This is a genomic window from Aerococcus kribbianus (genome assembly GCF_026805545.1).
In the GTDB taxonomy this organism is placed as follows: Bacteria; Bacillota; Bacilli; order Lactobacillales; family Aerococcaceae; genus Aerococcus; species Aerococcus kribbianus.
The window spans coordinates 457,299-471,066 of record NZ_JAPRFR010000001.1; the positions used below are offsets into that span (position 1 = coordinate 457,299).

The following is a 13,768-nucleotide window of genomic DNA, read 5'->3' on the forward strand; positions in this document are numbered from 1 at the left end:
TTGATCAATTTGCGCCTTAATGGCTTCTAAATCTGCAATAATATCCATAATACGCTCCTTTATCTACTCTACATGCAGACATTGTCTACAAGACGAGTTACAGCTCTTCTATTGTTATCTAACTAATTTCACTAAACAAAAAACACGACAAAACGTCCCAAGGGACGAAATTGTCGTGTTACCACCCTAGTTCTAAACCCTAAAATGGGTCTAGCACTCTCCTAGTTGTAACGGAACCACCGGAACATCTTTTGAGCGAACTCTCCCGATGTCGACTCGAGAAGTGAAAAATAATTGTCAGATTAGGTGGTACTTGCAGTTGGTAATACCACTCCCTAAACCAATCCTTAACAATTATCCGTTTCTGTTAGCGTCATTTATTCACTATTTTAACCATTTTTCTCTAAAGGGTCAACTTTTTTTAAAAATTATTGGCTAGCAGGATCCACCCATTGGTCTGCCCATGTATGTAAACTAGAAAAGACCTGTTTCAGATCTTGCCCTTTATCAGTGAGTTGATAAGTAACCAATTGATGACCGTCTGCATCAACACTCGTTTTGACTACCACTCCCGCAGCAATCAAATCACGCAAACGATCAATGAGGAGACGGTCTGAAATGCCATTGATAGAATCCCGTAATTCACAAAAACGCAAATCACGTTCCAACAAGGCTTCAATGATTAAGCCATTCCACTTCTTACCAATTAACTGAAAGGCTGCTTCAAAGCGTGGACACATCGCCACTAAGGTATGATCACTCATTCTTATCTAACTCCTCTAATGATTCTTCAAATGCATCTTCTAATTGCTGGTTATTGCTTTGCTTGTTGTTCAATTTCAAAGCTGGAAGTACTAAAGTTTTCACAAAGACACGAAATGCCTTCATCATTCGGCTAAAAGATGGTCGCACGAAATCATCAACGGCGATATACTTATCAACAAAGGTCACAACGAATGATTCCTTATACTTAGGCATAGCAGCAGTAGCCAGCCACATATGCTTAATAATAATGTCTTCTTCCATTGCGGACAAATCAGTTACTAAGCGGGCATTAATTAAGGCGATTTTAGGATGGTTGCGTAAATGATTGCCATGCGAAAAATCTAAATCACCCGGTTTATAATAAAACAAATCATGCAATAAACCGGCACGTGCTACCGCCCGATAATTCCATCCTAAGCTCTTAGCAATACGATAAGAATAGTAGGACACCATATAAGAATGGGTCTGGCGGTTACCATTCACGTGTTGGGGAAATAGGCTAAGATCAACAACAAAAGGATGATCCTTAATATCGTCAATAATTGCCATATACTCAGGATCTCGTTCCCAGATTTTACTTTCAACCATTATAAGACCACCTTACTTAATAAGCTTACTAAAAATAAGTTCAATAGTCCAATCTTATGCCAAGGCATACAACAAAATTCCTGCCGCTACAGCCACATTAAAGGACTCCGCTTGACCTGCCATCGGAATATAAAGCTTTTGATCGGCTAGGGCTAAGATTGACTCACTAACTCCTTGGCCTTCATTACCTAAAACCAAAACCCACTGATTATCACTGGGTTGATAGTCAGTTAAGGACTGGGCTTGGTCATCTAAGGCAGAAGCAAGCACATAATAGCCCCGCTCTTGCAACTTCCTAAGACTCGTTTTTAAATCAGCTTGGACGACTTCAAGATGAAAATGACTGCCTTGCATGGATCGCAAAACTTTGTCATTGTATAAGTCTACCGTTCCGCTACCCAATAAAATCTGTTGGTAGCCTAAAGCGTCCGCTGTCCGAATAATCGTGCCTAGGTTACCAGGGTCCTGAACACTATCTAAGGCAATTACGGGGCCTTGTAAGTCCTCAATTGGAAAATCAGTTTGAACTGACAAATCAATCCAAGCAAAAACCCCTTGGGACTGACCTGTTTCACTGATATAAGCGGCTAGTTCTTCAGTAATTTCCTCATTATCATAAGCATCATAAGCTGGTTGGTAGGCATCAGGACGGTAATAAATTCCCTTAATTGGGGCCTGACTCTTAATGGCCTCCTCCACCAAATGGGGGCCTTCGATCAGATAGGCCCCTATTTTTTTTCGTCCTTTACGACTTTGTAATTTTTTTAAGGTCTTAATTTGTTCATTTTGTTTTGACTGAATCATTAAGCAATCGATCCTGGTTTAACTAATTCATAAATGGCTTCACAGTAAATAGCTGTTGCTCTAAACAAGTCATCCAAGGCAATAAATTCATTGGCTTGGTGCATAGTATCTTGGCTATCAGGGAACAAAGCGCCATAAGCGACTCCGCGTTCTAACAAACGACCATACGTTCCGCCCCCAATTGATTTTTCATGTGCTTCTAAACCAGTTTGTTTATGGTAAACATCGAGTAGAACTTTTACTAGCGGATCATCAGCAGGGACATAATGCGGTTGTTTATTCGTTTTTTGCGCAGACCCTAGACTAAAGTGCTTTTCAGCAGCTAACTCAGCGAAACGCGCATCCAACTCAGCGTAATCTTTTCCTTTTGGCACACGAATATTTAGAGCAATTGATTGACCTAAACCTTCCCGTCTTACCACACCAGGGTTAACAGTTAAAACACCCATAATATCGTCATTATGGTCAATACCTAGAGCCTTACCGTAATAATCTTCATGGAGTGTTTGACCCAAGAAGTCAATAAATGGATCATTAGCAAGATCAGCATCAATCATAGTTAAGAATTTAGCTAAATGAGTTGCAGCATTGATCCCATTAGCTGGTGCCATGGCATGAGAAGCCTTACCAGTGACAGAAATAGCGAATGACCCAGTTCCTTGGTCAATTACCGTCAAATCAATACCTTCATAAGCATTAAAGGATTGTTCAATCTCGCTGAAATCATCTTTAATATCACGAACAACAGCAGTAGCTTGGCCAGGAACCATATTTTCCCGCTGACCAGCTTCAAAGGATACTAATTTGTCAGTAACATCATCAAATGTTAGTTTCACTGAGTACATTCCCTTTTCACCATTGATAATTGGAAAATCTGCATCAGGAGAAAAACCAAAATCAGGTTTTGCTTCATTAGCAAAATAGCGATCCATACATTCCCAACCGCTCTCTTCATCAGTACCCACAATAAAACGAATTTTTTTATCAATAGGAAGTTCCAACTCTTTAATAATCTTTAGGGCGTAATAGGCAGCTAAAGTCGGTCCTTTATCATCGCTAGCACCACGCGCATATAATTTGCCATCTTTGATTTCTGGTTGGAAAGGATTGGTATCCCAGAAGTCATCAACAGGAACAACGTCAACGTGACCAAGAACCCCTAATGTTTGATCCCCTTGGCCATATTCCACGTGACCTGCTATATTTTCCACATTTTTTGTAGTGAAGCCATCCCGCTCAGCCATATCTAAAAAGGCTTCCAATGCTTCCTTAGGTCCTGGACCAACTGGTGCATCTGGTGACGCTTGGTCGTCGTCACGGACACTCGGTATTTTCAATAATTCAAATAAATCAGTTAAAAGATCATCTTTACGTTTTTCTACTTCTTCTTTCCAAGCAATTGCCATGGGGCATTCCTCCTTTGAAATCTCTTACTTCTATTTTATCATAACTTCGCTAAAATCCAGATGAATAATCATTGAAGTCCTTCTTAAGTAATCTTAAAATTCAATTGACAAAGGCTTTCCATAAGCGTAAAATCATAAGCAGCTAAATTATCGGGAATGAAGATCTCCCCTAGTTCAACACTAAAACTGCCCTAGCGCTGATGACTTCTCCAATAATATGGGGAAGTTGTCAGCTTTTTTATTTTAAAATGTGAGTCAATCGCATATAGAGATGAAAAAATTAAGACCATCTCTTACATCACCCGTAATTAACCCATCCTAATCGTAAATAAACTTATAAGGAGGAACTTATGTTAATTAATCTTGTTATTATATTGATCGGTGGGGCTATTTTTGCCTCATTATTTGAGAAAATAAAAATGCCGGGACTAGTGGGAATGATTCTCTTTGGCTTGCTGATTTCTCCAGGTCTCTTAGATACCTTATCAGCTGATTTTTATGTCTGGTCGGGTGAGTTGCGACAGTTGGCCCTAATCATTATTTTGCTGCGCGCCGGTCTGACTCTTAATATTGCTAGCTTACGAAAAAATGGCTTACCTGCTATGCTCTTATGTTTTGTTCCAGCTTCATTTGAAATTGCTGCGGTGGCGGTTTTAGGGCCTTATTTGTTTGGTCTATCACTTGCAGATGCTCTTATTTTAGGTGCCGTTTTAGCTGCTGTATCTCCAGCCGTCATTGTGCCGCGAATGATTGACCTCATCAAATTAGGATATGGCCAATCAAAAGGCATTCCACAAATGCTTATAGCTGGTTCTTCTGCGGATGATATTTTTGTTATTATTCTTTTCTCAGCTTTTATGACTATGGCTCAGGGGGGCGGCTTTAATTTCAGCCTTTTATGGAACATCCCCATTTCAATCATTACCGGGTTAAGTGTTGGTTACTTATTAGGGAAATTAGTGGCCTTAATATTAAAATATTGGCAACCATCCCTAGCGATTACCACTGTTTTTATTTTAGGCATTTTAATTATTATGGTTAATTCCGAAGATTGGATAAATCGTTTCCTTCCTTTCTCTGCTCTATTAGCTGTTATGAGTTGTGGTTTAGCCTTACAAGTTGACCTTCCAGAAATCCAAACTGCTCTCAAGCAAAGCTATCAGCATTGTTGGAATGTAGCTCAGATTGTACTCTTTGTTTTGGTAGGAACTAGCTTAGACCTAGCTTATATCGGTGCAGCTGGCTTTGCTGCCTTGATATTAATTACGTTAGCTCTAATAGTTCGATCCTTAGGCGTTTGGCTATGCTTATTACCAAGTAACCTCTCCAAACAGGAAAAAACTTTTTCAACTTTCGCTTATCTACCTAAGGCCACTGTCCAAGCAGCAATTGGGGGAATCCCCTTGAGTGCCGGTTTAGCTTCAGGACCCATTATTTTAGCGGTTGCTATTATTGCTATCCTGACAACCGCTCCTATCGGTGCCTTTCTTATCGATCATACTTATGCTAAGCTTCTTGATCAATCTCACCAAACAAATACATAATCAAAATTAAAAAGGTGATTGGATTATCGTCCAATCACCTTTTCTCTAGTATATTTCTTTTTCCAAGTCCGCCTTGCTAAGTTTGATATATTCACCAAGACCTAAATCTTCTGGTAAATAAAACTTGCCAATTCGAATGCGCTTCAAGGCTGTAACCTGGCATCCAATTGCAGCAAACATGCGTTTCACCTGATGATATTTTCCTTCGCGGATGGTCACTCGAGCATGACTCATTTCACGATCCTTATCACGGTTAATGATTGTTAGTTTAGCAGGTAAGCATTGATCACCTTGGTCAATTTTTAAACCAGCTTGGAAATCATCAATAGCGGAATCAGGAATGAGCTCTGAAACTTCAACGGTGTATTCTTTTTCTACGTGACGTTTAGGGGACACAATTTGATGGTTAAACTGACCATCATTAGTGATAATAAGTAAGCCTTCTGTGTCCTTATCCAGACGTCCAACGGGAGCAGGTTCATAGATTGCCATATCCTCTTGGGGTAGGCAATCTAAGACAGTCGGCCACTGGGCATCCCAAGTCGCTGACACCACACCCTGGGGTTTGTTAAGGATATAATAGATAAAAGGCTCATAAGCGATAGAAATACCATCCAAGTTAACCTGATCTTGGTCAGGATTCACTTTGCTATCAGCTTTTTTAATGACTTGGCCATTAACTTGAACTCGCTTAGCTTTAACTAATTGTTTAATTTCTTTTCGGCTATAGAGAGTGTTTTCAGAAAGATATTTATCTAGACGAATTGTTTTAGCCACGGGCCTCAACTCCGAATAACTGACGTAAACGATCAGCCTTTTCTCCTAAAACCAAGTCAATAAAACGGAAGCGTAAGCCAAGCAATAAGTAAGTCCACGCACCGATAATTCCTACTATAGCAACAGCCAATAAGCTACCCAAACGATTTGGCTGTGGTAGTACCAAGGAAACTCCTAGGTTAGCAATAAAAGCTACGATTGCCATAACCAGCGTCGACAAGACGATAGGCCGTAATTTAGTCAACAACTGCCGATAAGGGAAATTTAGAATTTGCTTGATTCGGAAGAGGTAATAAGTACTCATGACGGCGAAGCCAATAATTGTGGCATACATGGCTCCTGGCGTTTGGAAAACTGCCAAGAGTGGGTATTGTAAGAGCAGTTTTACTCCCATACCAATTAACATGCCAAATATGGCATCTTTTTGATAATCCATGGCTTGCATATTATTAACCATGACACTAAACAAGCCCATTGCAATAGCCATGATGCTAGAAATCTGTAAAAACCACGCACCGTGCGGATCATAAGGGTAAATCATCGTATAAAGTGGGCCTGCGACAGCTGCCATCCCAGTCGCTGCTGGTAACATAATTAAGGCAAAGAGTTGTATATTATGGTTAACTAAAGCAATCGTATCAGGCCAAGATTTTGCTTCTACAGTGAGTTGCTGGTTCATTTCACTGGTATAAGTGGAACTTAAAATTGGAATGGATACCGATGAAATCGAAATAGCTAGGGATACCACTACGGTTACCAATTTATTGGCATTGGCAGAAAATACCGCATATTGGTTGATTAATTCTGCTTGAGATAAATTAGACACCTGTTCCATAATCGGCATAAAGGTGTTTGTATCAATCAGTTGACTCACTTCAATAGCTGCTCCGGCAATAATAAATGGAATAGCTACTCGAATGATTTCCCACAGTAATGACTTTGACGACACCGCAATGGTATCTTGATGACCTTCAGGAATCTGATAACGGCTTTTATTTTTAAATAAATAGTAGAGCAAACTTGCAATTGCCACAATCGCACCGATAAAAGCAGCAAAAGTGGAATGGGCAACTGCTGTAACCATGGTACCATTAGAAACAACCCTTAACAGATAAACCACAATCAACATATAAATCACTCGAAAAAGTTGCTCCATAATTTGCGAAACCGCAGAGGGCTTCATATCTTGATACCCTTGGAAGAACCCCCGGAATATTGACAGAATAGGTATAATTGCCAAGGCGGGAACCAAGGAACGAATCACAGTGATAGCGTACTCAGGACTTCTAGCTGGTGTATTAGCTGCTAACTGTGGCGCTAAGGTCCATAAAAGCACGGCTGATACCACCCCTGATATCGCCATCAAAACAAATCCACTTTTAAATAAACGTTGGGCCGTGTGGTATTGGCCCCTAGCATTGTAATTCGCAATTTGTTTGGATATCGCTCCCGGCACCCCTGCAATCGCAATGGCAATAAAAATGGAATACCATTTATAGCCAATATTGAATAGAGCATTAGCTTCATTAGCGATTTGTGGATCCCCCATCCACGACATCCAAGGAATAATATAGAGCACTCCTAAGACACGTGAAATAATAGAAGCTGCCGACATCCATGCCGACCCTGCATTCATTCGTTCCTGGGCCGATTTCACTTGTTCCTCATTATGACTTGCCATAATCAAACTCCTATTTCTAAACTTAGTATTCTAATCCGTTTCATTTTACTTAATAAATGCCATGAAAGCAAACTCCTCAACCTAATAAAAGCTAAGAAATCAATTAAAACTTTATTAAATTATATCACTATTGAAAATAGCAATATTTTAAAACGTTTCATATGTTTATTTCAAACTCAGAAATTGCTTTAACTTTTTTGAATAAACAGCCAATCTCATGTTGTTTCACCGAATGGCTTAAGAAAAAGCAATTTCTTGAAGTATTTGAACGGATTCCTTGTGAGCCCTGACTTCCTTTGGCTTTAACTATGCCATCCATGCGAAAACCATCTTCCTCTTACTTCAACAGCACCACCATAAGTATTTTGCTTTGTCTATACACAAGGAAAAGACCGCGATATCGCGGTCTTCATTCTTTATTATTTTTATTAGATTAGGTTCATTTCTTCAACTCACGAACGTATTGTGACAAATCGCCAAGGAAGCGTTCAAACTGCAAACCATTTTGTTCCATATTTGGGTCATCGAGTGAGATTTTAATAATCTTGGGTAAAGTTTCAACGGCAATACGAGTTGCTTCAGCTAAGTCAGCTCCGTTAACACTAGCGCCAACTAGAATAGAACCAAAAATATCACCCGTTCCATGGAAGCTACCACCAACAAAGTCAGCTTGCACTAAGCCAGATTGGTCGCTTACAGGGTCCTTGAAATAGGCACCAGTCTTCCCTTGTTCATCGAAACCTGCTCCGGTTAAGACTAAAGCCGCTTCAGTATATTGACCCAGAGCATGCTCTAATTCTTGAATTTTTTCTTCCGGCCACAAGCCTTCCTTATAATCCAAGTCAAAAAGATAAGCCGCCTCGGTCTGATTAGGCATCACGACATCTGCAATACGACACAAGTCTCGCATGGCATGGGCATAATTTTGATCAAAGCCTGGATAAAATTGGCCATTATCTGCCATGACTGGATCCAGATAAATCTTACCATTATCCGCCAATAATGCTGGTAATTCTTGACTTAAGAACTCAATTTGGGCAACATGACCTAGATAACCAATATAAATGGCATCAAACTTTAAACCAAATGACTTCCAATGGTCAGTAATTTTAGGCATTTCATCCTTTAAATCAAGGAAAGTAAATCCTTCGAAACCAGGACCGGTGTGAGTAGACAATAGTGCACTTGGAAGTAGAGTTCCGGTCAATTCCATACTAGATAAAATTGGTAATGCCACTGTTGTTGAGCACTTGCCATAACCAGAAATGTCGTGAATAATTAAAACGTTTTTCACGCTTAACCTCCTTAATTTGCTACAATATTAACTAATTTATTTGGTACCGCAATGACTTTACGGACCGTTTTACCTGCAATGGCTTCCTGAACAGCGTCATTTTCTTGGGCCACTTGGGCAAGTGTCTCTTTGTCCATATCAAGGGCTATCATGGCTTTGGCTTTGATCTTACCATTGACTTGGAAAACGACTTCAATTTCATCGTCAACTAAGAGGTTTTCATCATAAGTTGGCCATGGGACATAAGAAATACCAGCATCATTTCCAACGATAGTCCATAGCTCTTCTCCCAAGTGAGGCGCAATCGGTGCCAACAATTGAATAAAGCCTTTAACATATTCATAGTAGAGGGTCTCGGCTTTATTGGCTTCGTTAACAAAAACCATTAATTGTGAAATAGCAGTGTTAAAGTGCAAAGCCTCAAAGTCTTCAGTAACTTTCTTCACGGTTTGATGATAAACCTTATCAAGCTCTCCGGTGTTGATAGTAGTAATCCGGTCCCGCATATGGCCTTCCTCATCAACTAGTAGGCGCCAAACTCTATCTAGGAATTTACGTGAGCCTTCTAAACCATTTTCAGACCAAGCAATTGATGCATCCAAAGGTCCCATAAACATTTCATAAAGGCGAAGTGTATCCGCTCCATAATCTTTAACCACATCGTCTGGGTTAACCACATTGCCTTTTGACTTAGACATTTTTTCATGGCCTTCTCCTAAAATCATTCCTTGGTTGAACAATTTTTGGAAAGGTTCTTTAGTAGGAACAACACCCAAATCATAAAGTACTTTATGCCAGAAGCGAGCATAGAGCAAGTGCAATACAGCATGTTCAGCACCACCAATGTAAAGGTCAACATTCATCCAGTAGTCAGCGGCTTCTTTACTAATCACTTCATTATGATTATGCGGATCCGCGTAACGGATAAAGTACCAAGAAGAACCGGCCCATTGTGGCATAGTGTTGGTTTCACGACGCCCTTTCATTCCAGTTTTGGGATCAGTGACATTCAACCACTCGGTCATATTAGCTAAAGGTGATTCTCCCGTACCAGATGGTTTGATGTTTTCAGCCTTAGGAAGACGTACTGGTAATTCAGATTCCGGAACAGCCGTGGTACTACCATCTTCCCAATGAATAACAGGAATTGGTTCTCCCCAGTAACGTTGCCGTGAGAAAACCCAGTCACGGAGCCGATAAGATGTTACCGGACGACCGGCACCTTTTTCTTCCAAGTAGGCAATTGCCTTAGCAATGGCCTCTTCCTTGTTTAGACCATCAAGCATACCAGAATTAATGTGGTCGCCATCGCCAGTATAGGCCTCCTTAGAAATATCGCCACCTGCTAGCACTTGACGAATAGGGAGGTCATATTTCTTGGCAAATTCATAGTCGCGTTGGTCATGAGCTGGAACAGACATTACGGCACCAGTTCCATAAGAAGAAAGAACATAGTCACCTACCCAAATTGGTAATTCTTCTCCGTTAATTGGGTTGATCGCATAGGCACCCGTGAAAACACCGGATTTATCTTTGGCAAGGTCTGTCCGTTCTAAATCTGATTTCAACGCGGCAGCCTCAACATAGGCAGCTACGTCTTCTTGATGGGCATTATCAGTGATTTTTTGGACTAAATCGTGCTCAGGTGACAAGACGATAAAGCTCGCACCATATAAGGTATCGACCCGGGTAGTGAACACGTCAAAAGACAGGTCCTCTTGACCAGCAATGGTAAAGTGAACTTCGGCTCCTTCAGATTTACCAATCCAGTTTCTTTGCATGTCTTTAATGCTTTCAGGCCAATCCAAATCATCTAGATCTTCCAATAGACGATCAGCATAAGCAGTAATTTTAAGTACCCATTGTTTCATGGGTTTACGAACGACTGGGTATCCACCACGTTCTGACTTACCATCAATGACTTCTTCATTGGCTAGAACCGTTCCTAATTCCTCACACCAATTTACTGCAATTTCATCTTCATAGGCCAAGCCCATTTCATAGAGTTTTGTGAAAATCCATTGGGTCCATTTATAATATTTAGGATCTGTAGTAGCCAGCTCGCGGTCCCAATCATAAGAAAAACCAAGCGATTTAATTTGTTTCTTAAAGGTTGCAATATTTTTCTTAGTAAAGTCTGCAGGGTCATTACCAGTATCTAAGGCGTATTGCTCAGCAGGTAAACCAAAGGCATCCCAGCCCATAGGATGCAAGACATTATAGCCTTGCGCCCGTTTGAAACGAGACATAATGTCGGTTGCTGTATACCCCTCAGGATGACCAACATGAAGGCCTGCGCCAGAGGGATAAGGGAACATATCTAAGGCATAATATTTAGGCAAGGACATGTCCTCTTTGGTCTTAAATTCTTTGTGTTCATCCCAATATTTTTGCCATTTTTTCTCAATCACATGATGATTAAAAACCATAATTACTCTCTCCTTTATTTATAGATAAAAAAAGCCCTAAGCAGACTAAAAGCCTGCTTAGGACGCCTTGCGTGGTACCACCTAAAGTATTACTCTTCTTACCGATAACGCTGGCGGGGCGGTGTGACTTTATCATTAATCATCACACAATCCTTAGACAAGTTCGCTTAGTTAATCATTACGTGTTCACACCACCCACACGCTCGCTGAAAATTTTGGCTAAGTTAATAACTCTAATTTTAATTAATATTGCACTTATTCTAGCACTGGCTAAGCATAAATTCAAGTTTACTTACTAGCTATTAATCATTTTAATTAGGAATTACCAGATTTTGTCCCACATGAATGGCGTTAGAAGTCAATCCGTTGGCCGCTTTCAAGGTAGATAATTCAACCCCATGATTTAAGGCAATACGATAAAGGTTATCGCCCGCTTTAACGGTGTAGGCAGACGCTTGATTACTTGTTTGGGCAGCTACTTGTTTAGGTTGACTTTGTGGATTTGTTTGCTTAGTTGGTGTTTCTTTGACTTGACTTTGCGTTTGGCTACTTGCTGGTGCTTGGCCACTCACCCGTAAGTTTTGTCCAATGTAAAGATTAGCATTACTTAAACCATTCATTTGTAGTAATTGATCAACACTTAACCCATTAGCTTTAGCAATTCGCCAAGCTGTTTCGCCAGCCTTAACAGTATGGGTACCATTTGATGAACGACTTGTACTTTGACTGCTTGTCCCTTGTTGGATTGGCCCATTAGCGGAAGTAGCATTTGCTCCTGCTGTAAATTGTTGACCTGGATAGATAAAGTCTTTACCACCGTTCATTTGTCGGGCTTCAGACACTGAAATACCTAAGGCACGAGCGACTGAATACAAACCATCGCCTGATTTGACCGTGTAAGTCTTACCAGAAGCGTTTGAACTTGTCGCTGGTTTAGCTGAACTTTGCCCACTAGCAGAAGACTTAGCGCCGGCTGTGAATTGTTGACCTGGGAAAATTAAATCCTTGCCACCGTTCATTTGCCGGGCTTCAGATACAGAAATACCTAAGGCACGAGCAACTGAGTACAAGCCATCGCCTGATTTGACCGTGTAAGTCTTACCAGAAGCATTTGAACTTGTCGCTGGTTTAGCTGAACTTTGCCCACTAGCAGAAGTCTTGGCACCGGCTGTGAATTGTTGACCTGGGAAAATCAAATCCTTGCCACCGTTCATTTGCCGGGCTTCAGATACAGAAATACCTAAAGCACGAGCGACTGAATACAAACCATTGCCTGATTTAACCGTGTAAGTCTTACCAGAAGCATTTGAACTTGTCGCTGGTTTAGCTGAACTTTGCCCACTAGCAGAAGTCTTGGCACCGGTTGTGAATTGTTGACCTGGGAAAATCAAATCCTTGCCACCGTTCATTTGCCGGGCTTCAGATACAGAAATACCTAAAGCACGAGCGACTGAATACAAACCATCGCCTGATTTGACCGTGTAGGTCTTGGCTGAACCGCTTGTATTTTGACTTGAACCAGTCTCTTTCTGGCTAGTAGGTGCAGAAGGCTGACTGGATGATTTGGCTTTGCTAGTATATAGAACTTGGCCTGGGAAGATCAGGTTAGAGCTTAAACCATTAGTTGCTTTTAATTCAGCAACACTCGTTCCCAACGCACGAGCTGCAGAGTACAAGCCGTCACCTGCACGAACTGTATAACTTGCATTACTAGTTGTCACCTTTTGTTTAGGACGAGAGCTACTTTGTTCGAATTGAACATCTTGGTAGGACTCTTGGCCATCAGAAGTTAAAACGGCTTTGACATCACCGCTTGCACCTTTTGGCGTATCATATTTAGTTAAATTATTATTTTCAATAATTTGATTGAGCTTACCAGCATAACGTGTATCTGTAGCATAACGTCCTGTTAAGTACTGTGTAGCGTCACGATAAGAATTAGTGTTGGACTTCCAAACACCAGCATAGAAATTAGGTGAATAAGTTAACCCATTTCTAATCTTATCTGCATAGTCATATAAAGATTCACGATAAGACGGATAGACACGGAAACCATCTTGGATTTGATAGTAGTTTCCAGAGCCATCATCTTCGAGGGTATTGAATTGAGCAGATTGGCCATTATAAGACCCTTTGATTCCGAATAAGTTATTATAAGGTTGTTGTGATAAGCCTGAACTTCCCCAACCGGTCTCTAATACGGCTTGGGCCATCATTACAGAGGCATATAAGTCATTCTCATGCGCAATTTCATAGGCATAAGGAATTAAGGTGTTAAGAAAGTTATTTTGAGTAGCAGCAAAATGTACAGTTTTTTCTTCGGCTTTAACGGTTTCTACATTATCCCATGCATTAAATGCAGACACCGCTAAGGCTGAACCGAGTACAATCGATCCTACCGTTAAAGACTGCTTACTTAGATGATTTAAATAATCAATTTGTGATTGTCGTTTATCAGTCATTGTTGGCCTCCTAAATCC

General features: G+C 40.7%; 10 protein-coding genes and 1 riboswitch. Of the genes, 1 reads left to right on the forward strand and 9 read right to left on the reverse strand.

Features of this window, described 5'->3' with window-relative positions; translation table 11 throughout:
- Positions 1-428: 428 nt before the first annotated feature.
- From OW157_RS02170 to pepV, 4 genes are read right to left on the reverse strand one after another with little or no spacing between them, the layout of a single operon-like run.
- Positions 429-764, reverse strand: a complete 336-nt coding sequence (locus OW157_RS02170; protein WP_268751692.1) for a winged helix-turn-helix transcriptional regulator — start codon at positions 762-764, stop codon at positions 429-431.
- Entirely contained in the window at positions 757-1,353 is a 597-nt protein-coding gene (locus OW157_RS02175; protein WP_268751693.1) for an HD domain-containing protein, read from the reverse strand. Before OW157_RS02175 ends, OW157_RS02170 begins: the two co-directional genes overlap by 8 nt.
- Positions 1,354-1,407: 54 nt before the next feature.
- The gene (locus OW157_RS02180) at positions 1,408-2,157 is read right to left on the reverse strand and encodes a TrmH family RNA methyltransferase (protein WP_268751694.1); all 750 of its coding nucleotides are present in this window, start codon (positions 2,155-2,157) and stop codon (positions 1,408-1,410) included.
- A complete protein-coding gene (pepV, locus tag OW157_RS02185; protein ID WP_268751695.1) occupies positions 2,157-3,563 on the reverse strand; it encodes a dipeptidase PepV in 1,407 nt (468 codons plus the stop codon). The genes OW157_RS02180 and pepV overlap by 1 nt, the downstream gene beginning before the upstream one ends.
- Before the next feature lie 143 nt (positions 3,564-3,706).
- Positions 3,707-3,780, forward strand: a riboswitch (Fluoride riboswitch).
- 133 nt (positions 3,781-3,913) lie between these two features.
- On the opposite strand from pepV, the gene OW157_RS02190 reads away from it, so the two are divergent.
- Positions 3,914-5,107: a cation:proton antiporter gene (locus OW157_RS02190; RefSeq protein ID WP_268751696.1), complete on the forward strand. Its 1,194-nt coding sequence runs from the start codon at positions 3,914-3,916 to the stop codon at positions 5,105-5,107.
- Between the two features lie 45 nt (positions 5,108-5,152).
- Here the strand turns inward: OW157_RS02190 and OW157_RS02195 are convergent, their stop codons facing one another.
- From OW157_RS02195 to OW157_RS02215, 5 genes are all read right to left on the reverse strand, one after another.
- The gene (locus OW157_RS02195; RefSeq protein ID WP_268752237.1) at positions 5,153-5,872 is read right to left on the reverse strand and encodes a pseudouridine synthase; all 720 of its coding nucleotides are present in this window, start codon (positions 5,870-5,872) and stop codon (positions 5,153-5,155) included.
- Positions 5,873-5,876: 4 nt separating this feature from the next.
- Positions 5,877-7,565, reverse strand: coding sequence for a putative polysaccharide biosynthesis protein (locus tag OW157_RS02200; RefSeq protein WP_268751697.1), 1,689 nt, complete (start codon positions 7,563-7,565; stop codon positions 5,877-5,879).
- A gap of 439 nt (positions 7,566-8,004) precedes the next feature.
- A complete protein-coding gene (locus OW157_RS02205) occupies positions 8,005-8,859 on the reverse strand; it encodes a pyridoxamine kinase (protein WP_268751698.1) in 855 nt (284 codons plus the stop codon).
- A gap of 11 nt (positions 8,860-8,870) precedes the next feature.
- Positions 8,871-11,288, reverse strand: coding sequence for a leucine--tRNA ligase (gene leuS, locus OW157_RS02210; protein WP_268751699.1), 2,418 nt, complete (start codon positions 11,286-11,288; stop codon positions 8,871-8,873).
- A gap of 311 nt (positions 11,289-11,599) precedes the next feature.
- Positions 11,600-13,750 (reverse strand): LysM peptidoglycan-binding domain-containing protein, encoded by a 2,151-nt coding sequence (locus tag OW157_RS02215; protein ID WP_268751700.1) that lies wholly within the window; start codon positions 13,748-13,750, stop codon positions 11,600-11,602.
- Positions 13,751-13,768: the final 18 nt, after the last annotated feature.